Source organism: Fibrobacter succinogenes (assembly GCF_902779965.1).
Taxonomy (GTDB): Bacteria; Fibrobacterota; Fibrobacteria; order Fibrobacterales; family Fibrobacteraceae; genus Fibrobacter; species Fibrobacter succinogenes_F.
Window position 1 is genome coordinate 143,145 of record NZ_CACZDK010000002.1, and the last position, 25,857, is coordinate 169,001.

20 protein-coding genes are annotated in these 25,857 nt (G+C 44.1%); 13 read left to right on the top strand and 7 right to left on the bottom strand.

The features are described 5' to 3' along the window. Positions 1-26 precede the first annotated feature (26 nt). From HUF13_RS01505 to HUF13_RS01515, 3 genes are all read left to right on the top strand, one after another. Positions 27-860 (top strand): aldo/keto reductase, encoded by an 834-nt coding sequence (locus HUF13_RS01505; protein ID WP_173473483.1) that lies wholly within the window; start codon positions 27-29, stop codon positions 858-860. Positions 861-1,051: 191 nt separating this feature from the next. Continuing rightward, positions 1,052-2,518 (top strand): hypothetical protein, encoded by a 1,467-nt coding sequence (locus tag HUF13_RS01510; protein WP_173473484.1) that lies wholly within the window; start codon positions 1,052-1,054, stop codon positions 2,516-2,518. 228 nt (positions 2,519-2,746) lie between these two features. Further along, positions 2,747-3,814: a hypothetical protein gene (locus HUF13_RS01515; RefSeq protein WP_173473485.1), complete on the top strand. Its 1,068-nt coding sequence runs from the start codon at positions 2,747-2,749 to the stop codon at positions 3,812-3,814. A 79-nt stretch (positions 3,815-3,893) separates the two neighbouring features. On the opposite strand, the gene HUF13_RS01520 is transcribed toward HUF13_RS01515, so the two are convergent. Both HUF13_RS01520 and HUF13_RS01525 read right to left on the bottom strand, forming a co-directional pair. Further along, positions 3,894-6,122, bottom strand: coding sequence for a fibro-slime domain-containing protein (locus HUF13_RS01520; RefSeq protein WP_173473486.1), 2,229 nt, complete (start codon positions 6,120-6,122; stop codon positions 3,894-3,896). Positions 6,123-6,297: 175 nt separating this feature from the next. Beyond that, positions 6,298-7,239 carry an aldolase catalytic domain-containing protein gene (locus tag HUF13_RS01525; RefSeq protein ID WP_173473487.1) on the bottom strand — a complete coding sequence of 314 codons (942 nt, stop codon included), beginning with the start codon at positions 7,237-7,239 and terminating at the stop codon, positions 6,298-6,300. Positions 7,240-7,750: 511 nt separating this feature from the next. Between HUF13_RS01525 and HUF13_RS01530 the strand changes: the two genes are divergently transcribed. Then, a complete protein-coding gene (locus HUF13_RS01530; protein WP_173473488.1) occupies positions 7,751-9,898 on the top strand; it encodes a glycoside hydrolase family 9 protein in 2,148 nt (715 codons plus the stop codon). Positions 9,899-10,001: 103 nt separating this feature from the next. On the opposite strand, the gene HUF13_RS01535 is transcribed toward HUF13_RS01530, so the two are convergent. The 3 genes from HUF13_RS01535 to HUF13_RS01545 are packed head-to-tail and all read right to left on the bottom strand — an operon-like array spanning position 10,002 to position 13,598. Further along, positions 10,002-11,489, bottom strand: coding sequence for a hypothetical protein (locus tag HUF13_RS01535; RefSeq protein ID WP_304038692.1), 1,488 nt, complete (start codon positions 11,487-11,489; stop codon positions 10,002-10,004). Between the two features lie 48 nt (positions 11,490-11,537). Further along, a complete protein-coding gene (locus tag HUF13_RS01540; RefSeq protein WP_304038694.1) occupies positions 11,538-12,713 on the bottom strand; it encodes a protein kinase in 1,176 nt (391 codons plus the stop codon). Positions 12,714-12,764: 51 nt separating this feature from the next. Next, positions 12,765-13,598: an LOG family protein gene (locus tag HUF13_RS01545; protein WP_173473490.1), complete on the bottom strand. Its 834-nt coding sequence runs from the start codon at positions 13,596-13,598 to the stop codon at positions 12,765-12,767. A 130-nt stretch (positions 13,599-13,728) separates the two neighbouring features. On the opposite strand from HUF13_RS01545, the gene HUF13_RS01550 reads away from it, so the two are divergent. Continuing rightward, the gene (locus HUF13_RS01550; RefSeq protein WP_072830187.1) at positions 13,729-13,929 is read left to right on the top strand and encodes a hypothetical protein; all 201 of its coding nucleotides are present in this window, start codon (positions 13,729-13,731) and stop codon (positions 13,927-13,929) included. Between the two features lie 103 nt (positions 13,930-14,032). Here HUF13_RS01550 and HUF13_RS01555 read toward each other — a convergent pair whose 3' ends face one another. Both HUF13_RS01555 and HUF13_RS01560 read right to left on the bottom strand, forming a co-directional pair. Further along, positions 14,033-14,626, bottom strand: coding sequence for a hypothetical protein (locus HUF13_RS01555; protein WP_173473491.1), 594 nt, complete (start codon positions 14,624-14,626; stop codon positions 14,033-14,035). Between the two features lie 123 nt (positions 14,627-14,749). After that, complete coding sequence (locus HUF13_RS01560) at positions 14,750-17,323, bottom strand: TIGR03960 family B12-binding radical SAM protein (protein ID WP_173473492.1); 2,574 nt, start codon at positions 17,321-17,323, stop codon at positions 14,750-14,752. Positions 17,324-17,414: 91 nt separating this feature from the next. On the opposite strand from HUF13_RS01560, the gene HUF13_RS01565 reads away from it, so the two are divergent. The 8 genes from HUF13_RS01565 (at position 17,415) to HUF13_RS01600 (ending at position 25,818) form a co-directional block, all read left to right on the top strand. Next, positions 17,415-17,648, top strand: coding sequence for a hypothetical protein (locus tag HUF13_RS01565; protein WP_173473493.1), 234 nt, complete (start codon positions 17,415-17,417; stop codon positions 17,646-17,648). Further along, complete coding sequence (locus HUF13_RS01570; RefSeq protein WP_173473494.1) at positions 17,641-18,057, top strand: putative toxin-antitoxin system toxin component, PIN family; 417 nt, start codon at positions 17,641-17,643, stop codon at positions 18,055-18,057. Before HUF13_RS01565 ends, HUF13_RS01570 begins: the two co-directional genes overlap by 8 nt. A 101-nt stretch (positions 18,058-18,158) precedes the next feature. Next, positions 18,159-19,514: a GGDEF domain-containing protein gene (locus tag HUF13_RS01575; RefSeq protein ID WP_173473495.1), complete on the top strand. Its 1,356-nt coding sequence runs from the start codon at positions 18,159-18,161 to the stop codon at positions 19,512-19,514. Positions 19,515-20,010: 496 nt separating this feature from the next. Then, entirely contained in the window at positions 20,011-20,499 is a 489-nt protein-coding gene (locus HUF13_RS01580) for a type IV pilin protein (RefSeq protein ID WP_173473496.1), read from the top strand. Positions 20,500-20,605: 106 nt separating this feature from the next. Continuing rightward, entirely contained in the window at positions 20,606-22,402 is a 1,797-nt protein-coding gene (locus HUF13_RS01585; protein ID WP_173473497.1) for a sulfatase-like hydrolase/transferase, read from the top strand. Continuing rightward, positions 22,399-24,078: a hypothetical protein gene (locus HUF13_RS01590; protein WP_173473498.1), complete on the top strand. Its 1,680-nt coding sequence runs from the start codon at positions 22,399-22,401 to the stop codon at positions 24,076-24,078. Before HUF13_RS01585 ends, HUF13_RS01590 begins: the two co-directional genes overlap by 4 nt. Then, entirely contained in the window at positions 24,065-24,712 is a 648-nt protein-coding gene (locus HUF13_RS01595; protein ID WP_173473499.1) for a hypothetical protein, read from the top strand. The genes HUF13_RS01590 and HUF13_RS01595 overlap by 14 nt, the downstream gene beginning before the upstream one ends. Before the next feature lie 158 nt (positions 24,713-24,870). Further along, positions 24,871-25,818, top strand: a complete 948-nt coding sequence (locus tag HUF13_RS01600) for an Rpn family recombination-promoting nuclease/putative transposase (protein WP_304038698.1) — start codon at positions 24,871-24,873, stop codon at positions 25,816-25,818. The last annotated feature ends 39 nt before the right edge of the window (positions 25,819-25,857 follow it).

Here is a 25,857-nt window from a genome sequence, read left to right on the forward strand (position 1 = left end):
TAGTTTAGTACAAGTTTGGAGGCGATATGGTACTTGAAGAATTTTACAAGCTGAATAATGGTCAGCGAATCCCGAAAATTGCGTTAGGAACGTGGCAAACGCCAAATGATGTTGTTGCAACGGCTGTTGCAGCTGCTATTGAGGCTGGCTATCGCCATATTGATACTGCAATTGCATACGAAAACGAAGCTGGAGTTGGGGTTGGACTCAAGGCTGCGTTAAAGTCTACTGGAATCCATCGTGAAAGTATTTTTGTCACGACGAAGATTCCGGCCGAAGTGAAAAATTATGATGATGCCGTGCGCTGTATCCAGGAATCGATGGATCGTCTAGACGCATTCCATATCGATATGATGCTCATCCATGCACCACGCCCGTGGAGCGAAATGGATTCGACTTCAGGGAACCGCTATTATAAAGAAAATCTCGAAGTTTGGAAAGCTCTCGAAGAGGCGTACGAGGCTGGAAAACTCCGTGCGATTGGCGTATCGAATTTTGAAATTAGTGACTTGAACAACTTGCTTGCTGGAGCGCGTGTGGTTCCGGCGGTGAATCAGATTCGTGTGCACATTGGGCATGTTCCGAAAGATTTGATTGATTTTTGTGAACAGTGCGGAATTTTGGTTGAAGCGTATTCTCCGAATGCGACTGGGCGCCTTTTGAAAGTGCCTAAAATTTGTGCCATTGCTGAAAAGTATCATGTTTCGGTGCCGCAACTTGCAAGTCGCTTTGTGTTACAGCTTGGACTGCTTCCTCTTCCTAAATCTGTTCACGATGATCGCATTCGCCAAAATGCCCAATTAGACTTCGAAATTAATTCGAATGATATGGCAAAATTGCTTAAGCTAGATGGACTATAATAGCCTGTTTTGTTGTATGAAATATTAAAGCGTATTATTATTTATCGTATAAATTCACAAAGCGTATTGTTATTATACGCTTTTTCTTTTTTTTAATAAAATTTGTTTAAAATGTTTTGACTGTTGTTCTTGCAAGTTAAAATTATCTTGGTTATATTATTTCATACAACATTAACTATTAAGGAGAAAAAATGAAAAAAATATATCTTTCAATGATGTTGGCTGCGTCCATGTGCTTTGCTGAATTTCAAGCGGGGCATGTTTACTCAGGAGGGGCTGGTGGCCGTTTCCATTTGAGCAATGATACCAAAAAAGCGGTATCAGGATTTAAATTTTACTATTACTTTAATGGTGCTCCAGGTGCGGAATTTAGTGCTGATATTAAACGTTATGAGGCTGTAAATCAATGGTCTGGTAATTATATAGCGGATAATGCTGTGCTGCCAAGATCTGTCACTTTTGAAAGACTTTCAGGAATTCAATATAGAGCGGTGCTGGATTATAGTAATGTTCGAATTCCTGCTGGTGGTGGGTTCCCACAAAATGGATCGTTCTCTCTTCGAATTTATGATCCTAATGATGAATATGGCGTCGATGATTGGAGTGAATATGGTCATGTACTATTGGGATATGTTATTGAATCCTTGTCTGGACAAGTCCTTTTTAGCATGGATCGCACAATTCCTGGACATGAACATTTGCAAATTGATAATCAAAGAAGAGTTGGTCTTTTGACGGATGAATCGACTTGCTCAGATTATGCGTCTCATAACCCGAGGTCGATAGTCTCGACTATAAAAATTGATGTAGAAAATTCGGGTAATCAAACTAAAATAGCGAGCGGTAATACGCATCCTCTGGGTGTTGAAATACGCGATGGTTATATCAAGTTTAAGTATTGCTCTGTCGCGTATGAAAGGCTTCCGCGTGTTCCTTTTGACTATATAGTTTTGAAGCTTGATTCAGAATGCCCGCAGGGATCGTATCCGTTCACCCGTTATCATGATGCTGAAGATAATAATAACATGAATGAATCGTCGGGGTATATATGGCCTAATATTGTTGATGCTGATGCGGAATTGCAATATTGCTTTGTTCCTAAGGATGTTAATGCTACTCGCAAATATCCGTTCGATAAGAAATATGGCGTTTTCGCTTATCACTCTGGTACAAATATTGCCAGAAGCCAAATTTATATTGATGATGAGGATAGTGGCAATAGTAACTATTGGAACTTCCCTACGGAAACGTATGGTTATCAAACAGACATTGGGCGAATTATGTATGGAACCGCGAATACAAACTATTTTGCAATTAAGTGGACTGGCTCGAACAACGCTATGCTTGCAAAGAGTTCGGGGGTTGCTAGTGCTGATAATATTGCTGTTGAAAATACGCTTGTTGCCGCAGCTCCGCTTGCTCCGGCTGTTAAGGGCATGAACCGTAGTGTTGTTGCTGTAGACCTTAAGTCTGCAGGCGATGTGAAGGTCTCCATTGTCGGTGTCAACGGTGCTGTTGTTGCCAATATTGCAGAAAAAAATCTCCAGGCGGGCTCTCATCAGATCAAGTGGAATGCTGGAATGGTTCCGAGTGGCCGCTATATCGTGAAGGTTGAACAAAACGGTATGGTAAACGCAAAGAATGTGATTCTGAAGTAAGCTCGTAAAAATTTCTTTTTGAATTGAAATGCTTCTCTACATTGTAGGGAAACATTTTTGTATTATACGTTTGTTTACAATAAAAAGACTAAAAAAGTCTATTTTGTACTATAAATGTTGCATTTAGTGTGCTATAAATGTTATTTGTAAAATAAAATGATTTTGTATTAAAAATGAATAATGTTTTTCTATATTTTATTTGCTTATTTAAAATAAAGGAATATAAGTATGAAAAGTAAATATTTAATGGTTGCTTTAGCGCTTTCTGTTAATAGTAGCTTTGCTGCGAAAATAGGTGTTTTGAAAAATGGCGTTAATGTCAAGTGCAATGGACAATTTACCATAGACCTTGATGTGGAAGACGATAATAACCGTACTGGCGTTGTTGAAGGTAAGTATGCTGACCTTCCCAACAGCGGAGTCGTTCTTAGTAGTGGTCACGCGAAGTTTACCTATTGCGTCAAGAATGTCTCTTCTGCTCCAAAAGTCCGTTATGATTATGTTGTGTTGAGACTGGATGCGTCTTGCCCTTCTGGCTCGTATCCGTTTGCTCGTCATCATGATACGGAAGATGATAATAATGCCAATTCTCCTAAGAAATCAAGTGTAGTCAGACCGAGCGTTGTCGATGACAACGCTACATTGGAATACTGCTATGTTCCGAAAGATAGTAAGGCGAGTCGTAAGTATCCTTTTGAAAGGGAGTATGGCGTTTTTTCTAATTATAATAGCGACAAAAACAACATAGCGCATGTCAAAATCAAGATTGATGACGAAGATAACCATCTTAAAGGAGATATGTTCTGCTATCAGACTCAGTTCGGTACGCAATGCGACCAAAGGCGTATGAACAACAATGCAAATTTGATGATTTGGTATGATTCGTTCTATCCGTCGAATATTGATGTAAAGAAAAATGCGAAGAAAATTGTGGAAGACGGAGATAATACTTATTACCATGTGATTAAGTGGAAAGGCGGAGCTTTGGCTAAGTCTGCTGGCGCTTCTGAATCTTTAGACTATTCTCAAATGCAGTATGTTACAGCAGCTCCGTTTGCTCCGGCAATTAAGGGGCTGAACCGCAATGCCGTTGCAGTTGAACTCAAGTCTGTTGGCGATGTGAAGGTCTCCATTGTTGGTGTCGATGGTGCCGTTATCGCCAATGTTTCTGAAAAGAATCTCCAGGCAGGCTCTCATCAGATCAATTGGAATGCTGGAATGGTTCCCAGCGGTCGCTATATCGTGAAGGTTGAACAAAACGGTATGGTAAACGCAAAGAGCGTGATTCTGAAGTAGTTGAATTTATTCTTTATTCATTATACTAAAGAGCTCTCGGTTTTGCCGAGAGCTCTTTTCCGCTTAATAAGATTGCTGCTTATTTTATGTTCACGCGCTTGTAACTTTTTTCGACTTTTACAATGTAGTGGCCTGTGGTTGGAACTTTTACGCGAGTTGCGTTGCTGTTTAACGATCCGACGGAAATGACTTGCCCCTTCATATCCATGATGGCGTATTGCTTTGCTCTGTTAGATTTGTCTGTAGTAATTGTGATTTCTAGAGCGCCTGATTTCATGACATGGAATGTTTTGCTGTTTGCTTTGGTGCTACGCTCTGCGATGGCGGCTTTGCCTTTTACTGTGAATGTTGATAAAATTGTTTGGTTAGAGTCTATTTTGACGATGATGTAATACGAACCTTCGGTTAAACTGTTTAATATTTTGTTTTGGTCTATTACAGGGTGGATTGGGTCGGAAACGTTGATGGCTCCGTCTAGCTGAATGGGTTTTGTTGCAAATTCTGCTTCGCTAATAATGGTCTTAGTGGGGTCGGAACCCGTTGGGTCTGTGGTGAACAAGTATGTGATTGTTCTATCGTGGAATTGATTTTCCGGATTATCGCAAACGAAATCTATGGGCTTTCCGCACTTGTCTTTTGTGATGACTCTGCATTTTTTGAAGAACCTTTCTTCTTTTTTAATTTTAAATACATCTATTTGATAAATATACAAGTTTGTGTTGATGTTTAAGTTGCTTGTTGTCGTGCGGCGGTCGCATGTGAAAATGTCAATGTCGTATTCATTGCCTTCTGTAGCTTTGGGTAAGAATTTATTCAAGTCAACGTAAGCGGGGGCGGCAAGATGTGTTCCGCCAAGATCGACTGCGAGTTTGTTGTCGATGAATACCCAAATGTCATCGTTTCCGCTGATGCTGAATGTCGCGTTCTTTCTGAATTTGAATCGTGCATGAGTTTCAGAGCAAAAATGGTGATTTCTTCCGCCGTTTCCGTCCCCATCGACTTCGGATGTCCAACGGTATGATGCGGCTGCGCCTTGCGCTGGTGAACTTGGTTTTTCTGTACCTGTGACGTAAATGGGTGTTCCTTCGGGCGCTGCATCTTGGAAATCGCAACTCCATCCGAAAATACAATCGTGTTGGCCGAGCTTCAAGCTGTCTCGTATGGCGAGTTCTGTTTCGTAGCCGTCGTCAAAAAGTCCATTGCAATTGTAACCTTTGTCCCAACCGGGACCGCTGCAGAACAGATTGAAAATAGGTGTGTGTTCTGTGGAATCGATTTTGCGGAGCTCTGGACCGTAGAAAATCGGCCCTTCTGCTTTTCGTTTGGTTCGTGCTTCTGGAAGTTGTTTTTGGTTCGGGTCGAAAGTTAGGACGTTTTCGTCGGAATTTTCTACAGGGAAGAAACCTCCTGCAACAGGATTTTTGAGCCCGTTTACGTAGGTGTAATCAGAGTAGAAAGCCCATTTGTTGTCTGAAGATTTGGAAACAAGCATTTCGTAACAGCTCGCTTCGTTTACTCCGTCAGTTTGATTGAACATGGCGGCGAAAGCTTCGTCTGCTTGTGCTCCGAAACATTTTCGTCCGATATCAGTGAGTTCCATCTTTTTCGAAACAGAGTCGAGTGTTGACTTGACCATGCCTTGGGTTACGCCCATGCAGGGCATCTCAGCGGAATCTGAGGTAATAACGGGATATTTGACGTTGGGGTAGAAGCAGGCGTTGGTGTGAGATTGGGCTTTAGTTAGTGCTCCGTTCCAGTTTGGGCCGCAACTGAATGCGCCGTGCAAAGAAGCGTCGGTGTCGTAGATGACGGACGTCAAAATGTATTGGCAGTCTCCGATAATTCCCGGGTCTGTTGTATACCAGCCAAAGTCGATTCCTTGGAGTGAGGAGGCGGTATTCTCGTCGGCGATGAAATACAGTTTTTTTTCATCAGTACCTAACTGTTTGTCATAAATTTTAAATATCGCATCTAGGTTTATTGCTTCAGGTACTTTGCCTGCATTGGCGTCTTTTTCGCCTCCGAATCCGATTGCGTGTGCCATAGTCTCGTCGTTATCGGCGTGAATGAAAACTTTTGAGGGTAGTTTTTCATTGACGTAGCGTCTGTAATACCATCCGCAATTTTCTGGGTCTATTTCGAGTACGCGGTCTTTGCCGTCTTCGTTGATTATAGGGGTGGCTTGAACCCAATATTGGTTTTGCGGTAAGAGTACGTAGAAATCTAGAGTGGTGTCGGACTTGCTTTCAGCGCAGATGGCTGCTGTAAACGCAGAAATTGCGATAATTGTTGCCTTCAGTAATTTCATATTTCCTCCTTGCTTTACAAAAAACTAATCTTGTACAAAATAAATCTATAAAAAACGAATGACGTTGCAAATAGGATAAATAAAAAAAAGTGCGCAGGTGCGCACTTTGTAATGTGGTTAGTATTCGCTTTGCGGCGCTAGGTTCTTGGTGGCCTACTTCGCATCCCCATTTGTACTAGTCGTTAATCATGTGTTCGTAGAACTTGCGGTATTTGTCCTTGTCTTCGGTCTTGCGGACGGCGATAGCGTCTTGCGGATGGCGGTTGAGCATGCCCGTGATCATCTGCGGGATGATGTAACCCCATTCGTACTTGCTCTGCAACGGCAAGAAGAGTTCCTGAATAGCGTCGAGAACCGGGCGCAAATCGTACTTCGGATTCTTGAGGAAGCCGAGGAGGAGCTCGGTGGTGCAGTTGCCAGCGCCGCGGCCCATGCCGGACACGGAACCGTCGAGGTAGTCCACATGGTTGATGATTGCCTGAATCGTGTTGGAGAAGGCGAGCTGCTGGTTGTTGTGACCGTGGAAACCGAACTTCTTGTTCTTCACGATGCCCTTGTAGCGTGCGAGTTCCTTATCGATATCTTCCTGGTAGAAGGCTCCGAAACTGTCGACGAGGTAAAGCACGTCGGCCTTGCATTCTTCGTTGACCTGGTGGAGGGCTTCGTCAAGTTCCGGACCGCGGTCGCGGCTCACGGCCATGATGTTGAGCGTGGTTTCGTAGCCCATGTCGTGGAATGCGTTCACCATGCTGATGCCTTTGTCGATGTTCTTCACGTAGCTTGCCACGCGGAACATCTGGTATGGGCTTTCGGCGGCGGGCTTCACGGCGTCCATGTTGACGCGACCCACGTCGGCCATCACTGCCATCTTCATGTTGGATTCGATGCCGTCCTTGACCTTCCAAAGCAGGTCGTCATCGCAGAACTTCCACGGGCCATATTCCTTCGGGTCGAAGAGTTCCGGGGAGTTCTTGTAGCCCATTTCCATGTAGTCTACGCCGGCTGCGGTAAGAAGGGTGTACAATCTACGCACGAATTCAAGAGAAAAATCGTGCTTGTTGACGAGGCCGCCATCGCGGATCGTGCAGTCGAGAACTTTAATTGTTTCGTAGTACATAGTGGCTGTGGGGTCGCTTCGCTTTGAGGTTTGGGATCGCCGCGAGCGGCTTTGGGGTTGAGGTTAATGTAGCGTTAGACGTCATTCTGAGCGATAAAATCGCGAAGAATCCAATCATATTTCAATTACATCGCAAACATAGGTTTTGATATTGGAATGGTCAATAAATTTTTTGAGGCAATTGAAAAATATTTAATAATTAACGTAAAATTTGCGTTGAATCGCGTGAAATCGTGCTGTTTTTTAGTATTTTTAGGTTGCGAAAGCATCGGGGTGCATTCTTGTCTTGAATCAGTTGCTGTAAAATATCCCAAATAAATTGCAATTTTAGATCGTTTTGGAACGCCTTTGGGTTGAATTAAAAGTGGTTAATTTTATAATCTACGCTAATTATGCGTTGAATGTTTGCTGTTTCCATCTTTTCCTCATTCCCGCCTCCGAGCAGGAATCTCCTTCTCGTATGAGGTTTATTTTACTTTTTTCCAAAGCTTCGTGAATCTATATTTAGCGCATGTATATATATAAGCTTTCCCCGATTTTTTCTGCCGCGGTTTTTTTGGGCGCGAGTGCAGCTTCTGCTGATACCAAGTTTTATTACAACCAGGTGGGTTACGATGTTGACCAACCGATTTCTGTAATTGTCAAGAGCGATAACCTCTCGGATGGCGCTGAATTTAGCGTGATGTCGAATGGTGCTGCCGTGCAGACGGGCAAGCTTTCGGCAGGCTCGAATCCGGACAATTGGCTCAATAACGGTAAGTTCTATGTCGCTGATTTGAAGGGGCTTGCTGCTGGTAAGTACACTTTGCAAGTTTCCGAGAACGGACAACCGCAAAATTCCAGTGAATTTACGGTGGGCGAAAATGCTTTGGCAAAAAATACGCTTGCAACGGTTCTCGATTACTTTTACAATGACCGTGCGGATGACCCAACTGTTGAAGGTTGGGACAAGAGCATGGGTGTTTATAATTCCAGCAAAAAGGTGGATGTTCATGGCGGCTGGTACGATGCCAGTGGTGACGTGAGCAAATATTTCAGCCACCTTTCTTATGCGAACTACTTGAACCCGCAGCAAATTCCGCTAACGGTCTGGTCGCTTGCGTTTGCTTCGGAACGCATCCCGAAATTGCTTGGCTCGACTGCGACAAAGGCAAAAACGACTGATGAAGCGGCTTACGGTGCAGATTTCTTGGTGCGCATGCTCTCGGAAGAAGGCTTCTTCTACATGACTGTTTTTGACAACTGGGGATCGCCCATGGGTAAACGTGAAATTTGTGCGTTTTCCGGTTCCGATGGTATCAAGAGTGCTGATTACCAGACGGCTTTCCGCGAAGGTGGTGGCATGGCGATTGCGGGACTTGCGAGTGCGGCAAGGCTTAAGTTGAAGGGCGATTTTACGAGCGAACAGTATTTGGCTGCCGCAGAAAAAGCGTATAAGCATTTGTCCGAAAAACAGAGCATTGGCGGCGATTGCGCTTACTGCGATGACCACAAAGAAAATATCATCGACGATTACACGGCGCTTTTGGCGGCAACGGAACTTTACGCGGCTACAAAAGACAGCGTGTATTTGAAGGATGCGCGCAAACGTGCAAAGCATCTTGAAGGTCGTTTGAGTGAAGATGGCTATTTCTGGAGCGATGATGCAAAGACCCGCCCGTTCTGGCATGCCAGTGATGCGGGGCTCCCGCTAATTGCGCTTATCCGCTATGCCGAAATTGAAGCATCTATTGGTTATTTAAAAGAAAATAAATTTGATGAAGTCGATGTGTGGTTTTGCCCAACTTGCATTGGGTGCGAATGCAGCAACAGGCTTTTGTCGGCTGCCCATGACGCTATTGCGAAACATTATAGCTGGCTTGTTTCTATTACGAATAAGGTTGAAAACCCGTTCGGTTATGCTCGCCAGACTTACAAGACTCAAGGAGCTGTTAAGGATGGCTTCTTTATTCCGCATGACAATGAAAGCAATTATTGGTGGCAGGGCGAAGACGCTCGCATTGCAAGCCTTTCTGCTGCGGCAATGTATGCAGCTCGTGCTTTGAATGGGAGTATTGCTGATAGTGTGCAGAAATATGCGACGGATCAGCTCGACTGGATTTTGGGCAAGAATCCGTATGCCACTTGCATGATGTACGGCAAGGGAACCAAGAATCCGAAGAAGTATGATGGCCAGTCGGAATATGACGCAACGCTTGAGGGGGGTATTGCAAATGGCATTACCGGTAAGAATCAGGATGGCTCGGGCATTGCCTGGACTGACGATGGCGTTGCTGCCGTGGGCTTTGATGCGATGAAGGAATCTTGGCAGGTGTGGCGCTGGGACGAACAGTGGCTTCCGCACAGCACTTGGTATTTGATGGCGCTCGTGGAACGCTATGACGAAGTCTCGAAGAAAGTGGAACAGCAGAAATCTGCGCTGCCGAAGAGTGTCGCTGCGGCAAGCTTTGGCGTATCGCTTGTCGGCAAGACTCTTTCGATGAACTTGCCGAAATCGGCTATCGGTAGCACTGTCAAAATTTTAGATGTGCGTGGTCAAGTGCAAATGAAAAAAGTTGCGCAATCGCGCAACGAGATAATGAACGTAAGCTCGCTCAATAGCGGAGTTTATTTTGTACAAGTTGGCGGCATGTCTGCCAAAAAGTTCATCGTAAAGTAAGAATGTTTTGACGTTTCCTGAGTCCCGCAAGGACGATGGATTCAGTTAATTCTTGGTAAAATCACTTGTCTTCACCCGCTTACGCGGGCTCCGTCTGAACATTCTAGTTTGTCACCTTGAACTTTTTGGTTCCGGCGTAAGCTTGTTGTACGAGAATGTTCCTGCCTTCTTCCATGAGCTTTTTCGCTTGTTCGGCAAGTTTGTCGTCATCTTTTTCTTTGAGGACCTTTTCCAAGTGTTCCATAGCAACATTAATGTCGAGCTTTGTTTTTATGCGAAGTTCCCCAATATCCAAATGCGCACGGCGTATGAGCATCGCGTCCTTTTCTTTGGCGATTCCTTTTTCGAGTAATACGATGGCTGCTTCGGGAATGTTCTTTTGCTTTGCGGTTGCGCCCCATTCAAGCCATTGCAGGCTTGGGAATTCGGCGTAGCTGCCCGCAATTTTGTTTGCGGCGTCCTTTACGTCTTGGAACTTGACAGGTTCTTCTCGCAAAAGCGCTGTTAGCCCGTATTGGAGTATTCGCGCTGCGTTTTCGGTTTCGCCATTGTTGGCTGCTTCGAGACCCTTAGTAATCATATTGCGAATGCGTTCGCCCGGCGATACGGTTTCTTCGGCTCTTTGTGCGTTGTCTGTTGTTTGGGTAGAATCGTTTTCTGAGCGGTGAGGCATAAAGTAACCTGCGACTCCGCCCAAAGCAAAGAATATGGGGGATTCTACGGCGACTGCATTGAAAATGCCTGGGTTTAAGAACCAGTCGATTGCCATGCTGATGGCAAGGCCGAATTCTGAAATCTTGCAGACATAAGAGGGAATAGCGTCTTTTTCTTTGTCGAATGTGTTTGCTCCCAGCAAGAAGCAGAGCATCAGGCTTACGCCAATGTAGCGTTGCGATGCAAAATGTTCAAAGAACGATGTGTTCACCAGAATATCTACAAAGAACCCGCTTATGATTGTGATTACAATCGCGTATGCATAAACGAATAATGTATTCCAACGTTTTTCAAGTTGAATCAGCGCGAACATGAAGCAGACTGCAAAGAAAATAAAGGACCAAAGGCTAGGAAGGAGCAAACCGCATGTGAAGAAGCTTTCGGAGTTTCCTCGGCTTGGAATATAAGCCCAACGGTAACGGATGAATTTGTCCGTGTAATTGTTAATCCATTTCTTGAGTTCGGCTTCGTATTGCTTGTCGGTCGGGAAGTTGCCGTGTTCTGCAGCATATTGTTCCTTTCCGCCTTGGTTCTCCCACCAATCGAGAAATTCGCCTTTCATTTCTTCAATGCGGTCTTCGATAATCGGTGTGGGATTCTCGACTTTGTAGCGCTCCTTGTAGAGTTCGAACTCTTGCGCCTTGATGGTGTCGTTTGGGGTGAGCCCTACGTTTTTAAATTCTTGGGCGCGTTCCTCGTTCCACCACTTTTCAAATGATTCGTGGATTTCTTTTTTTTGCCTGAATTCTTGGATTTGGGGATCGAGTGTGGTTTCGAAGTTGAATACCCCAATGCCAAAAATTACCAAAAGCGTCAGGTAATGGTGGATCTTGAAAAAACGGAACGGTTTTAGGAGTGTTTTCAATTTTATCTTCATGCTAATGAATATAAACAAATCATTAGTAGATAGTAAGAAGATTAATTGTTAAAAAGCGCGTTTGCTGTACTCGTTTAACTGATTCCACAAAAAATCGGTGTTCACGTCGCGAAATCCGACGGCATTGACCTCTTCACGGAGCTTGTGGGCCATGGTAAACAGGTTCGGGCTTTTATTCATGCGTTCGGTGCTGTCGAATGTGGTGAGCGCGTCAATCCAGTCGTGAATTTCCGGGAAGCGTTCGTCGTTAAACACGTTTTCGCGGCCGTTTTCGATATATTCCATGTAGCGCTTGGTGATAAGTCGGCCTTCTTCTGTGTAGATTTCTTTTGCCTTGGGGTAGAGCTTTACACCGGTCAAGTATTCGTGCATCACTGCGCCAAAGCTAAAGTAGTCTACTGCGCAGGTGATGTTTTCGCTAGATTGGGCGAGTTCGGGAGCGCTGTAGCTAGGCGATGAAAGTCCACCGCCTTCGGTGACTGTCTCGCGCATCTTTGCCTGGGCGTAACCAAAGTCGCAAAGCAAAATCTTGTGGTTGTTCTTGTGCGCTGGGTTCTGGCACAAGAGCAAGTTCCTGGGCTTAATGTCCTTGTGGACGATTTGATAATAATGGAGCTGGCTAATGGTGTTTGCGAGGTAGGCCATTTGGGCGACTCGCTTCACGATTTCTTCGTCCGTAAGCTTGGGCTTGATGACTCTGTCGAGTGAACACCCTTTGATGAACTCCAACTTGAGGTAAGGGTGGCGACCTGCGATGCCGCCGCCATAAGATTGCACCACTCCTTCGATATTTGTTGCGCGGATGAGGTTGTTGATGCGGATTTCATCCTGGAATGCGCTCAGGAGCATGTTCAAACGGTGCAGACGGTTTTTACCAGGTGGTGCCCAGTACTTGCAAATCTTTACGACGATTTCTTTTTCGTCATAGCGCTTTTCGTCGCGCGGGTGTTGGATCCAGAGTTTGGCTCGGTATAGCTGGTTTGTGCCTTCGAGCGAAAGAGGCTCGATGAGCTCGATGCGTTCGGCGTTACCATTGTGCTTGAAGTCCGGGTTATGGTCAAACCACCGCTGGTATTCCGCCATGGTGTAGTTCGGGCGTAGCGCCAAGTTGCGCGAAACCCTGTCTATCGTTTCTGCCAAATTGTTCCAGAACATATATAGAATGTAGAAAAGGAGATTCCCTGTCGGCTTTGGGAATGGCAAAAACGGTGCGGGAAACAGCAAAAACCCGCCTTTAGGCGGGCTTGACAAGGTTATAATAGGCTAAAAAAGCCTTTACATCTCGTCGCTAGCGGGGGAATGGGTGAACGTGACCTGCCCTTCGCTTTGTTCTTCGAGCTTCGATGTGATGAAGTCGTAGGCTTCATCGACCGTATCGCAGAACTTGAACAGCTTGAGGTCTTCGGGGTTGATCATGCCTGCTTCGGCGAAGAATTCCCAGTTGAGCGCCTTCTTCCAGAACTTGGAATCGAAGATAACGACCGGCATCTGCTGGGCGTACTTGTCGGTCTGGATAAGCGTGAGCATTTCGAAGGCTTCGTCGAGAGTGCCGAATCCGCCGGGGAAAATCACCAGTGCACGAGCCATGCGCAAGAACCAGTATTTACGAATAAAGAAATAACGGAATTGCAGATTGAGCTCGTCGTCGATGTAAGGATTGCAATGTTGTTCGAAAGGAAGCTTGATGTTCAGGCCGATAGACGGCGTTCCGACGTCGGTCGCACCTCGGTTGCCGGCTTCCATGATGCCCGGACCGCCACCCGTCATGATGGCGTAACCTTGATGGCGCTTGTTGATCCACTTGCCGAGCTTTGCGGCAAGATCGCGTGCGGCATTGTAGGAATCGGCAACTTTAGACAGGCGGTCTAAGCGGGCCAGTTCCTTCTTATCCTTGCAGCCCTTGCGACGCTTTTTGATTTCGTCGGGCGGGAGTGTACGTGCAGAACCGAAGAACACGATAGAATTCTTGATTTCTTCTTGAGCAAAAACTTGTGCGGGGGAAAAAAATTCAGAAAGAATTCGAATGGGACGTGCTGCGTCGCTTTCCATAAATTCGGCATTGTGGTATGCCATTTGACCCGGTTTTGGGCGGAATTTCTTTGGCGCCATAATACTTAACCTCTTTTTTTATTTGATTTTTAGTAATAATATACGTTAAATCGCTTTTGTGGACCAAAAAGTAAAGTTTTTTTCATCTTACATGGAGTAACTTTTATATATTAATGGTATGCTAGTAAAAATGTGGACAGATAATTTTGTCATAACAGGCGAAATCGACACGTTACGTGACGAGCGCCTCACGGACTATATCCGTGAAAACAAGGACTTTATCGCGGTGACTCAGGTGCGCGTTTGTGACAGGAACGAAAAGGACCTGTTCCGTACGCACTTCCTGAACGTCAGCACGAACCACATCGAGATTATTCTCCCTGCGGAATAGCAGATGCTTTCACTAAGGATTTAGTCAAGGAGCTAAACATGCTCCGTTTTTGTTTATGAAAAGACCGCTCGGAGAGCGGTCTCTTTTGAAAAATGCGATTTAGTTATAACGCGAACCAGGTCACATAGATTCTATAAGCCATAGCGAAGTCAAGACGGCTAGATTTAGAATATTTGCTTTCGCTGAAGTTGTTCATAAATGCAGGTCCAAACTTTCCTGAGAGGATTACATTTGGGGCGATTTCACCGTGAAGTCCGGCCATAATCCCAAAGTCAATTCTAGAAACATCGTCATCCAAGTTATTGTACACGAACTCGCCTCCCAAAGAGAATGGAACGGTTTTCTTGACGAGGATTAAGTCTAATGCCGTACCGATAGAAAAGATTGTTTTAGCACTACCTCCTTTCGTTTCATATCCATCGGTTTTGGTTGTTGTTTCACCACGGTGTATGAATCCAAAGATTAGGCTCCACAATATATTGTTCGTTGGACGGATTGTCAAAGAGACGCCTGCCAAGTCGGCTCCTTGCATCATAAGAAGAAGGCCTGTCAGGTTAAGACCTATACCAAGAGATCTGTTTTCACCAGAAGATTCTTTGGCTGTGTTCTTTGAGACGGGAGTATAATTGTTGTCCTGAGCAAAACTGTAGCTACAGAGGACGAACGCCGTCAGCGCGGCAAGAATCAATTTTTTCATGATGATTTCCCCTTCTAAAACATTTGTGTAATTTAAATATAAGTAAAATGAAAGAAATGGAGGCACGGACGGATAAAATGATTATTCCAATCTCGAATAGAACTTTTTATTTGTGTTATCAGCTCACCATTCTATGGCAATCTTTGCAACGAGGATTCGGCGGGCGGCTTCGTCGAGCTTTGTCGGGTCGTTCTCGACGCCGAGTAATCCTGCAAAGATGATGAATGGGCTTGCCGTTGCTCCTTGGTTATTGCACTTGACGCGGATATAGATTGTCCCATCCTTGATTTCAAGTCCTGCTACCAATTCGTTTAAATCCATCTGCTGGCCTCGGTGGTTTGTAACCACCGGGAATTTTTTCTGTTCGAACTTTTCCATGAGGTCGGCGGGGATGCTTTTTGGCGTGTGGCGGTAGATAATTGCTGTAGGGAAATGCTTGGAAAGCTTTTCCTTGAGCGGTTCTATGTCTACGATCTCCATGCCATGCGGGAATGGAGCGCTAAGTTTTTCAATGGTCTTTTGCTTGCCTTCGGGCGAGATGTCGAGCGGTTGCAGCAAATCGACGCTGATGATTTCGCAGTATGTTTCGAGCCCGAGCGGTAAGGCGCCCATGTTCACAATGCGCGGCTTGGGGCTGAAGCCTTCGCTGAACTTGATAGGGATGCCCGCACAGATGAATGTGCGCTCGAAGAAACTGAGCATGTTCTGGTGCGGGAGAAACCTGCTGATGCCAGTCTTTTTGAACGTAATCTTGTAGCTGTAGCTTACCTTCTGGCTCGGGCGGCGGTCTGCAACGAGCTTCTTGATTTCTTCGGGAGTGCGGCTGGGCGCCTTGTGGCGCACAGGATCGTCCGCGAGGACGATTTCCTGGCCAAAGCCAGGAATGCCGCACTTTTGGCAGTCGCCCCACTTGCAGTTCGGCACTGGTGCCGAAGTCGGGTCAAATGCTTTTTCCCATTCGCGGCGCAAGTATTGCTTGGACGTGCCTGCGTGGATAAAGTCCCAAGGGAACACTTCGTCCTTGTCGCGTTCGCGATAAACCCAGCTTGTGTCATATCCACATTCGTCCCAAACTTGCAGCCACTTGTCAAAATCAAAGCGGTAACTGTCGCTTTCGAAGATAATGCCTTTCTTGTAAGCGGCGTAAATAACAGGCCCGAGCGAACGGTCTCCGCGGCTGTAAACGGCTTCGAGGAAACTCGTTTCCCAGGCGGCCCAGTTGATTTTCACGTTCGGGTGCTTGTAGAACTTTTCGCGCACGTAGCGGATGTGGTTGAGTGCCGTTTCTTTGTCCATAAACGGCGCCCATTGCAGGCTCGTAAACGATTTCGGAATCAATATGCCTATGCTCACTGCAATTTGGATGCCGCGGTTGTACTTGCGGCCGATTTTCACGAGGTTGAAAATGAGCTCGCAGAAAGCCTGCATGTCATCCAGGTTCTCCGTCGGGAACCCGATCATCGTGTAGAGCTTGATTTTGTTGAACCCGCTAGAGAAAGCATGTTCTGCCGCATCGTACATGTCCTGGTCGCTGATGGTCTTGTTGATCATCTTGCGGATGCGTTCGGAACCTGTTTCGGGGGCGAACGTGGCGCTGCGACCGCCCTTGAGCGCGGCAACCTTTTCGGCGAGACTTTGTCCAAAACTGTTGACGCGAATACTCGGGAGGCTTACATCTACGTTGTCGTAAAATGGATCATCAATGATGGAGTCTGTAAGCGATTCGACCGGCTTGTAGTCTGCGGTCGAGAGCGACAAAAGCCCAAGCTCGCGTTCGCCTGTTGCTTGAATGCCGGCCTTTGCAATATCTAAAACATCGTCCGGGTTGAGCTCGCGGCATGGCCTGTACCAAATGCCTGCCTGGCAGAAACGGCAACCCTGTGCGCAACCGCGCATCACTTCCACGCTAAAGCGGTTGTGGACAAGTTGCATGTTCGCAATCAAGTTCTTGATGGGGTAGTCTTTCGGGTCGAGATACGGAATAAATTGACGGCGTACACCGTTAGTTTTTTCGTAGGAACCTTTAGCGGGTTCTTTCGGAACGATAACGCCGTATTCGTTCTTGACTACTTCGCGGAGGCTCGGTACATACACCCCATCTATTTTAGATAAATTCTCTAGAATTTGAGCGCGTTTGAGACCTGCTTTGCGCCCTTCGCCAACGCAACGTACAAATTCAACAATCAGCTTTTCGCCATCGCCAATCATGAACGCGTCAAAGAAATCGGCGACTGGTTCCGGGTTCCCCATGGCGGGGCCGCCAGAGACTACAATCGGGTCTGTCTCAGCGCGGTCTTTTTGCCATGCCGGGATTCCCGCGAGTTCAAGCACGTAAGGTACGTTCGTAAAATTCAATTCGGTCTGGAGCGTAAGCCCCACGACTTCGAAATCCTTGACTGCAGTATAGCTCCCGTGCGTGTATAGCGGAATGTCGTATTTTTTCATCTCTTTAGCCATGTCGTCCCACGGTGCAAAACCCACTTCGCAAAGCAGGTCCGGTTCGCGGTTGAGCACATGGTACAGAATGCGCAGCCCGTTATTGCTCATGCCGATTTCGTAAGTGTCCGGAAACACAAACGCCATACGTGCAAGCATTTTGCTATGGTCTTTGATGACGCTGTTCGCTTCGCCGCCCATGTAGCGGGCGGGACTTTCTACAGCGGGGAGTGCAAGAGCAAGTTTTTCAAGGATAGTCATGTGGATAAATATAGAATAGAATGGGGGAGATGAAACTGGCTCTATTGACTTGCATTTGGGTTTAATGTATATTGGATAGAGAGGTATTGGTATGGCCTTAGATATGACATTGACTGAGATAAACCCAGCTCAGATGTTGGTTTTGAAGTCTTTCGCAAATGTATCTAGCGAAGAAGAATTAAGCGCTTTGATGAAAACGCTTAAGAAATTCTATGCCCAAAGATTAGAAAAGGAGCTTGACCGTTTGTGGGCTGATGGAACGTTAGATCAAAAGAAGTTGGACGAGTTGCAGTCTGAACATCTACGGACTCCATATCGTGGATAAGAAGCTAAAAGTTGTTGTGGATACGAATGCCCTTTTGCAAATGTTAGGGCGTCATAGCAAGTACCATTTTCTTTATGAAAAATTTTTGAATGAAGAATATTGGCTATGTGTATCTAATGAAATTGTGCATGAATATGAAGAAATCTTGGAAATGCTTGCATCACCTGTGGCTGCAAATTTATTCATGAAAGTTTTGGAGTTTTCAGAGAATGTAGTTCGTAAAGATCCGTTCTTTAAACTTAACCTGATTAAGAAGGATCCTGATGATAATAAATTTGTTGATTGTGCGTTTGCTAGTCAAGCTGATTACATCGTGACAAATGATGCTCATTTTTTGGAGCTTAAGCAGGTCAATTTTCCGACTATACAGGTGAAATCTTTAGACGATTTTGCTTTAGATATGGGATAATCTCTGAAAAAATTTCTTTTGAGATAAATCGTACTTTTTTAAGGGGCTGTTTTAATAATTCTTTATTGCCATACCCCATAATATTTTAATATTTTTATAATATGAGTATCGTTAAATATATTTTCTGGTTGGTCGCCTTCTTAATGGGCGTTATTGCAGCTTACGTCGTCCCCGAAGAAACCATGTCTTTTGGGGCGAAATTTGTATTTGTCGGCGCCTGGGGTGCCGTGCTCGGTTTCGTTTTCTATACCGTCTGCCGCAGGCAGATAGAAGCAATCGAAAACGATTTTAACGAGGTGCTGAACAAGCCGCAGCCGAAGGACACTCAGTATGTGTCTGTCCGCTTGCAAGAAGAAAAGAAAAATCCGCTCCCGCCGGGGGCGATTCCTGCTTCCGAAGCGCTTAAAAATCAGCCTGTGCCAGTCTCAATCAAAAAACTCGATGCGGCTGCCGTCAAGGTCGGGTTCCCGCTTGAAGCTTGGAACGCCTTTAAGCTTGGAGTCTTGCGCAACCGTCCGTTCACCGAAGTTGTCGATGCCATGCAGAAGCTTTTACCGGAACTTTTCCCGGGGGCTTCCGGTGTGCTTTATATGTACGGTGGCGTGCAGACCGAACTCTCGCAGATTTTCCGCTTTGGCCCGAACGTGATTAGCGATGAGACCATGACGCCTGCCGAATGCGCAAGCTTTAACACCGGCGATATCGTTGTGACCGATTACAACTCGCCCGATGTTTCGAGCGGCTGCACGCACTTGCACCATCGCCCGAAGGGCATTGCCATTTGCTCCCCGATTGAAGGCCTCGAAGAACACTTTGGCATTCTGACTCTCCAGGTCGATAAGCTCCCCGAAACCGAAACTAAGGAATACTGGCAGGCGAAGGTGAGCATCGTTACGGCTGCGTTTGGGCTCTATGTGGCGAACCAGGACCTGAACATGCGCTTTGAACAGCACAGTATCCGTGACATGCTGACGGGTCTTTTTAACAAACGTTATATGGAAGAATCGCTTAACCGCGAAATCACTGCAGCCGTGCGCCACAAGTCGCCGATTGGCATTGCTATGCTTTACCCAGATGCAATACCTGCCGTGCAGAGCAAACAAGGGCGCCATGCTGTGGAACAGCTTTTCTGGGAACTCGGACAGCGCTTGCCGAACTACATTCGCGGTGAAGACATTCCGTGCCGCTACTCCGATGACGTGTTCTGCGTGATTATGCCGGGTGCCGACCTCAATATTACGAGGAACCGCGCCGAACGCATTCGCAACGAAATCTCGCAGCTCCAGATCGCTTATGGCGACGGAATCCTTGCGACGACACTCAGTATGGGCGTTGCCGTGATGCCGACACATGCTAACGATGCCGGTTCTTTAATCTATACCGCAGAAGCCTCCTTGCATATGGCTATGCAGGCGGGCGGCAACAAGGTCGTTATCGCAGATTCCATAATAAAGTAATTTGCAGCCTTTATAAATATTCTGCCTATATTATATATAGTATGACTCTGGTTCTTTCAGGGAAAGCCTCCTACGGGAGGCATTTTTTTTGTCAAGGATATTTTAGCCCTTCAAAAAGGTAAACACTATTTGCTGTATGTTACTTATGACGAGTATTGTTGTTTGTTTTATTAATGATGTAAAGATTTTATTACGGCGAAAAACGCTAAAATGGGGCTTTTGGGGCCATAATTATTCCAACTTGGAGTAAAAAAACGTAGCGAAAGACTCTTTTTCGTAAAAAAATATCTATATATAGAGCATCGAAATTTGGTAAATAAATCCAATTTTTTGATGGAAATGTGCAATCAGTCACAAAAAAGACCCAGTCATGACACAAACGTGACAAAAGTTTGACAAAAGTATTGCTTTTCTCGAAAAATTAGGTATATTATCCAATGTAAACGAGCGGTAACGCTCACAACAAGAATGTGTAACTAAAACAAGGAGATACACTATGAAGAAGCAAGGTTTTACCCTTATTGAATTGATGGTCGTGATTGTTATCATGGGCATCCTCGCAGCAGTCGCAGTTCCGAAACTCTTCGGTATGATTGCTAAGTCCAAGGCATCTGAAGTCGGCCCGGCAGCTGGTACTTACGTAAAGCTCCAGCAGGCTTACTTCTCTGAAGCAAACAAGGCTGGTGGCTGGCAGTTGATTGGCTACCTTGCTCCGAGCGGTGAAAAGGCTAGCCAGACTGTAAACTTCAAGTATGATGTAGGTGGTATTGAAGCCGCAGCTCAAGATGAGTTGAAGTCTGAAAAAATTGGCTGGACTGCAGAAAACGTTGCTAACTTGAATGAATGCCAGGCTGGTGTTAACTGGAGCGTCACACTTTCTAAGTCAAGTGATGCAACTAAGGGTGCTGATGTTAAATTTAAGTCTGAAGCCAAGGGCGCTGGTTGTGTTGCTCTTACCCCGACTTTCGCTAACATCGGTAAGTAAGGTTTAACCAATAAATCTTTATAAAAGAGATCTCCGATTGGGAGGTCTCTTTTTTTATTAGATTTCAGGTTGAATTAAAACGCTTTAAGAAATACTTTTTGCCAATATGTACAATTATACGTTTCATTTTTTATTGTCCTTAATTTTGGCGGCTTTATTTTCGGTTCTTTTTTGCCATGGCTTTAAAAAGAGGCTTTTGGCTTTTTTTACTATACCTGTTATATTTTACATTTTATTCTACAATTACGATTATGTGCTTTATCTGGGAGGGGCGGCTCCTATTGCAATTTCATATTTTGGTGCGGTTTATGCTTGCCTATTATTTCTTTTTTTGGCGTCATATAAAAATTTTCCCCTTATAAGTGATGGTTTTCACGACCAATTCCGTATATCCGAAATAAAAACAACGGGTTTTTTCTTTTTTAATTTTGTCCTTCAAGTATTTTTGGTTTTATATATTCAGGTTATTCCTTGGGCAATTGACACATTCCCGCTATCTAACATAGAAGCTGTACTTTTTACGCTTTTTGCAGGAACTAATGAGGGCGCAGAAGAATTTGTTCTTTCGTCTTTTTGGAGTAAGGCTTGCAATCCCGCCATAAAGTTCCTTTCTATAATTCTTGTTTGTGAATTGGTAATTTCAATTATCTTAAAACGACAAAAAATAGCTTTACGTTTTACACTTTGGAAAATCAAAGCGATAATTATGGGTCCAACCATAAAAGAATATTTTAACCAAATACTGAAAATCTCAACCATATTTTTATTGGTTTATTGCGCAATTCTCTCTTTTGTTTTGCCGGGAATTGTAATGAGTACTCCTTTCAAAGCTTTATTCCAACAACCTGTTGATTCCGAGCTCTACAGAAATCACTATATCCATCCTGATTCTATTCAAATTTCGTCGGAGAACCCTAAAAATCTGATTGTTATTTTACTAGAATCCATGGAAACAAATTTTGCTCAATACACACCGGAAATTAATTCATTGGAAAAAGAGCATACGAATTTTGCACCCGGTGGAGAAAGCGTATCTGGAACTAGTTGGACTATTGCTGGAATTACAGGGAAACTTTGCGGAATACCTTTGAACATGCCTATGGGGATAGGCGAATATTTAGGCAAATTACCCACGTATTTGCCGGGGGCGAAATGTTTAATGAATGTGCTTGCCGACAAAAACTATAATCAAGTTTATATGCAGGGATCTAGTGGCGATTTTACACAAAAGAGGACTTTTTGGACTGTGCACGGGAACGTGGCTGTTCATGATATTGAATATTATAAAGGTGTTGGAAAAATTCCAAATGATTACCATGTTTTTTGGGGATTTGAGGATAGAAAACTTTATCAATTTGCGAGAGAAGAACTGGATAGCTTATATAAGCAAGGAAAACCTTTTGCTTTGTATATGCTTACGATAGACACTCATCAACCTGAAGGCTACGTGGATGGTGCTTGTGAAAAAGAATTCAAGAATGTTGATGGAAAATTGCCAAAGGCCATTCGGTGTTCTTCTAAGCAACTTTATGATTTTATATCATGGGCTAAAGATCAGCCTTGGTATGAAAATACGGTGATTTCTGTTATGGGTGATCATACGATGTCCGTCTTATCAGTAAAAGCAAATGTTCCGCCACAGGATTCTCTTTATTGGACTAATTTTATAATTAATTCTAGCGTTCGAAAGTCGATGAAGCCGCGTCAATATTCTTCTTTAGACATGTTCCCCACGTTGTTAGAGGCGATGGGTTTTGAACTTAAAAGTCGTGGTATTGCTTTGGGGCGTTCGCTTTTTTCGGATAGTCTTACCATGCTGGAACTTTATGGCCGTCAGACTTTAGACAGTTTACTTCGTGAACGAAGTGTTCAGTACGATAAATTCTTGTTTGGGGAAAAATGAAGTATTCTAAAATAATTGCTGCTTTAGGCCTAAATTTTGTTTTATTTGCTGTTTTCGCCGTTTTAGGGGTTTTCCGCTATGGCGCTCTTGACGATTATTTTATGGCTACCGTTTTGACGGGGGCGTATGGTTCTGAGTTCGATCCGCATTTGGTATTTGTCAATGGTGCGCTTGCCTATTGCTTGATGCCGCTCTATTATTTGTTCCCGAGTGTTGGCTGGTTTTATATTTTTCAGATGGCGACCATTTTTGGAGCGTTTACCCTATTTTCTTATTGCTTGATTCGGCAGTTGGGATTTCGCTTGGGAGTGCCTTTGGCAATGTTGCTGAGTGCTGTTGCCATAGAATTTTACGCATCGGTTTCCTTTACGATTTGCGCGCCATTGCTTGCGGCGAGTGGGGCGATTCTGTTTATTAAAGGAAGCATTCGTGAAAAAACGTTGTGGTTAGCTGCTGGCTGTATTTTGTTGATTTTGGGCGCCATGTTGCGTTTTCAGATGTTTCTATTGGTGATTCCGTTTCTGGGAACTTTGCTTTTGTGGGCGCATTTCCCGTTCAAGGCTGTACCGAAAAAAACGTTGATCGCTCTCGCTTTTTGCGGACTTGCTATTTATGGCGTAAATACATTCGATGAAAATTTGTACAACGATCCAGAATATAAGTATTATAAGGCATATCAATATAAGCGGTCTTTTTTTGGTGATGGCGCTCATTATGATAAAGAAGCTATATCTGATGAACTTGAAGAACGGGGAATGATTCCGCTTGATTTTAAATTGTTGTGTGCTTGGAATTTTTATGACACACAAGTTTTTAGCGCCGATAGCTTGGATGCTATTATCAAGATTGCAAATAGAAATGTTTATGTTGAAAACAAGCAACGTTTACCCGCAGCGGTTGCTATGGGAATTTCCAATGCTTTTACGCGGAATATGGCGTGGTGCTGGTGTTTTATTTGCATATTGATTCTTTTGTTTACGGGAAAAAAGTCTAGGATGTACCCTTGGGGCTCACTTGTGTTGGTTGTGGCTTCGTATATGTATTTGCTGCAATTGAATCGCTTGGTATCGCATGTAGAAATGGGAATCTGGCTTTATGCCGCGGTTATGGGAATCCCGCTTTTACAAAAGGACAATACTGTTGCGGGTGTTTCTAGTAAAATTTCCAGCCGTTTGCCGATAATTGTATCGTTGTTTGCGTTAGTGTTTTTAGCGGGTACGATTCTTTCGTTGCCGAAAGAAGATCGGAATCGCGCCGTTTTTGCTGTGCCCGAAATGTCCAAGGACTGGCGTGAATTTTTGGAGTATGCAAATAAAAATATAGGCGATGTTTATTTGCTTTCTTTTTATCAATATAAGGATCTTGGTCTTGTCAAGAATGCTCCGTATGAGGCTGCAAAGCCTAGTAGCTGGCAGAATATAATCCCGATTGGATATTGGAATATTAACCTGCCGGGGATGAAACGTGAACTTGAAAAACGGGGCGTTGAAAATCCGTTACGTGATATTGTCAAAGACAATGTTTATACAATCGAAATGGGAAATTCTCCTATTTACCAGTTGTTCTACAAAATCCATTACCATAAGAATTTGAGCGTTGATACGGTACAGACGTTTGGTGATTTGATGATTTTGAAATATCGCGAGGTGTCTGATGAAAAAAATGCAGAAGATTAATTTAGCGGTATTTCTAGCGTTCATTGTGTTTGTTATTCCGCTTTCTTATGTTATGGGTTCTGATTTCATGGGGAAACAGGAAAAACCTTGGCACATGCAGGGCGCCATTCACGAAGATTCTCTTTCGCAAGAATATCTCAGTAAATACAAGATCTTAGATAAAGTACCTGTAACGTTGCAAATAGAACGCCACAAAGAGAAACGTGTTTTGATTTTGATCGATGCTTGGGGCGTTCCGTTTGACGAAAAAAAACTGGCAAAAGAATTTGCCGTATTTAAGGATGTTCCGCATGAATACGCGATTCATAAGAGGCTGAAAAATGTAACAGCCCATGCGGAAAAAGTTGAATTTCGGGCGGATTCTCTAGACTCGCTCGTTGTAGTCGATATGCTTGATAGAATTGAACCGTTGTTGATGATACCTGATTATAGAACCATGGCTTTGACGATTCACGGTTCGAAATATGGTTCTGAAGAAATTTTGCAAAATATCTTAAAAGAAATTGCGAAGTTAATAAAAAAATTTCCTGACGTACAATTTATAGTGCAAGGGGCGCATCGACCAATTTTGGGGACTCCCGAAACACGCCGGAAATATTATGCCCACTGGGTTCCGGTGGTGATATTAAATTGATTGTATTGTAAAAATTACAATATTTTTTAGTCCAAAATCTTCATAAAAGCGTGTTAATTATATGGATGGAGAGCGTTTTTCCATTCAAAAAAAATGGAGATTTTAGAGTGAATATAGATGAATAATGCCTGTTTGAAACTTTCGAACAACGAAATGATATTGAAAGTGCCAGAAAACAGTTTGAGGGGCAAAAATATCTTGACCCGAAATGCGACCCGGCGTTTAGGGCTTTGTTTGATAGCGAGGATGCGCTTGTGAATTTTTTAAATGCAATTTTGCACCTAGATGGGGAGAATACAATTCAGTCTCTGACTTACACGGTTCAACAAGAAGAAATATTTCGTTTGCCCGAACCATATCGCGTCAAGTTTGATATCGGAGCTCGAACCAAGGCCGGAAAGCGTATTGATGTTGAAATGCAGCAACTTAAACTGAACGACTATGTTGACCGCATGATGATATATAATGCATTTTTGCTGCTGCGTTCAAAAAACGACTACAACAAGGAAATTGATTTTCGGAATCTTCCTGATGCCCAAAAGAAAAAATACCGTTATAAATTACCCGAAATCTATTCCATTTGGATTTTAGATTATCCTGTTCAGTTTATGGAGAATGTTTATCGTGATGAAGTCTGTCTTTATAATCTGTCTAGCGTTGGCAAAGAAGGTTGTGTTCCAATTTCCACGAAAAATAAGTATATTATTGTAGACCTAACCAAATTTAATAAGCCGAAAGACAAACTCGAAAACGATGAGGATCGTTGGCTTTACATTTTGAAGAATGCCGGTTCTTCAAGTTCACTGCCTGAATTCGATAATCCGACTTTCGAGGACGCCCTAAGGCGAATTGAATGTGACTCGGCAAACGACGAACTCTTAATCAGGCAGGCGAATATGAAAGATTTTCTCTACGCATATAGTGACGCTATTGATGAAAGTTATGAGAAAGGCGTTGTGAAAGGTGTTGAAAAAGGACGTGCCGATAGAGAAAAGGAAAGGGTTGAAGCTATAAAATCTTTACTTGTTCAAAAAGTTGCACCAGATGTTATTGCTAAGGCTTATGGAATTCCTGTTGAAACTGTTCTTAGTCTAAAAGAAAAGTAATCTGATAAAGAATGTGCAATGTGAGAGAATTTTGGGCTT

Bases quoted from the DNA above. Each gene is read 5' to 3' on its own strand.
- HUF13_RS01535 (WP_304038692.1), bottom strand. From the start codon at position 11,489: ATGAAGATAAAATTGAAAACACTCCTAAAACCGTTCCGTTTTTTCAAG.
- HUF13_RS01550 (WP_072830187.1), top strand. From the start codon at position 13,729: ATGTGGACAGATAATTTTGTCATAACAGGCGAAATCGACACGTTACGT.
- HUF13_RS01530 (WP_173473488.1), top strand. From the start codon at position 7,751: ATGTATATATATAAGCTTTCCCCGATTTTTTCTGCCGCGGTTTTTTTG.
- HUF13_RS01575 (WP_173473495.1), top strand. From the start codon at position 18,159: ATGAGTATCGTTAAATATATTTTCTGGTTGGTCGCCTTCTTAATGGGC.
- HUF13_RS01555 (WP_173473491.1), bottom strand. From the start codon at position 14,626: ATGAAAAAATTGATTCTTGCCGCGCTGACGGCGTTCGTCCTCTGTAGC.
- HUF13_RS01595 (WP_173473499.1), top strand. From the start codon at position 24,065: ATGCAGAAGATTAATTTAGCGGTATTTCTAGCGTTCATTGTGTTTGTT.
- HUF13_RS01545 (WP_173473490.1), bottom strand. From the start codon at position 13,598: ATGGCGCCAAAGAAATTCCGCCCAAAACCGGGTCAAATGGCATACCAC.
- HUF13_RS01560 (WP_173473492.1), bottom strand. From the start codon at position 17,323: ATGACTATCCTTGAAAAACTTGCTCTTGCACTCCCCGCTGTAGAAAGT.
- HUF13_RS01520 (WP_173473486.1), bottom strand. From the start codon at position 6,122: ATGAAATTACTGAAGGCAACAATTATCGCAATTTCTGCGTTTACAGCA.
- HUF13_RS01515 (WP_173473485.1), top strand. From the start codon at position 2,747: ATGAAAAGTAAATATTTAATGGTTGCTTTAGCGCTTTCTGTTAATAGT.
- HUF13_RS01590 (WP_173473498.1), top strand. From the start codon at position 22,399: ATGAAGTATTCTAAAATAATTGCTGCTTTAGGCCTAAATTTTGTTTTA.
- HUF13_RS01565 (WP_173473493.1), top strand. From the start codon at position 17,415: ATGGCCTTAGATATGACATTGACTGAGATAAACCCAGCTCAGATGTTG.
- HUF13_RS01585 (WP_173473497.1), top strand. From the start codon at position 20,606: ATGTACAATTATACGTTTCATTTTTTATTGTCCTTAATTTTGGCGGCT.
- HUF13_RS01580 (WP_173473496.1), top strand. From the start codon at position 20,011: ATGAAGAAGCAAGGTTTTACCCTTATTGAATTGATGGTCGTGATTGTT.
- HUF13_RS01525 (WP_173473487.1), bottom strand. From the start codon at position 7,239: ATGTACTACGAAACAATTAAAGTTCTCGACTGCACGATCCGCGATGGC.
- HUF13_RS01505 (WP_173473483.1), top strand. From the start codon at position 27: ATGGTACTTGAAGAATTTTACAAGCTGAATAATGGTCAGCGAATCCCG.
- HUF13_RS01510 (WP_173473484.1), top strand. From the start codon at position 1,052: ATGAAAAAAATATATCTTTCAATGATGTTGGCTGCGTCCATGTGCTTT.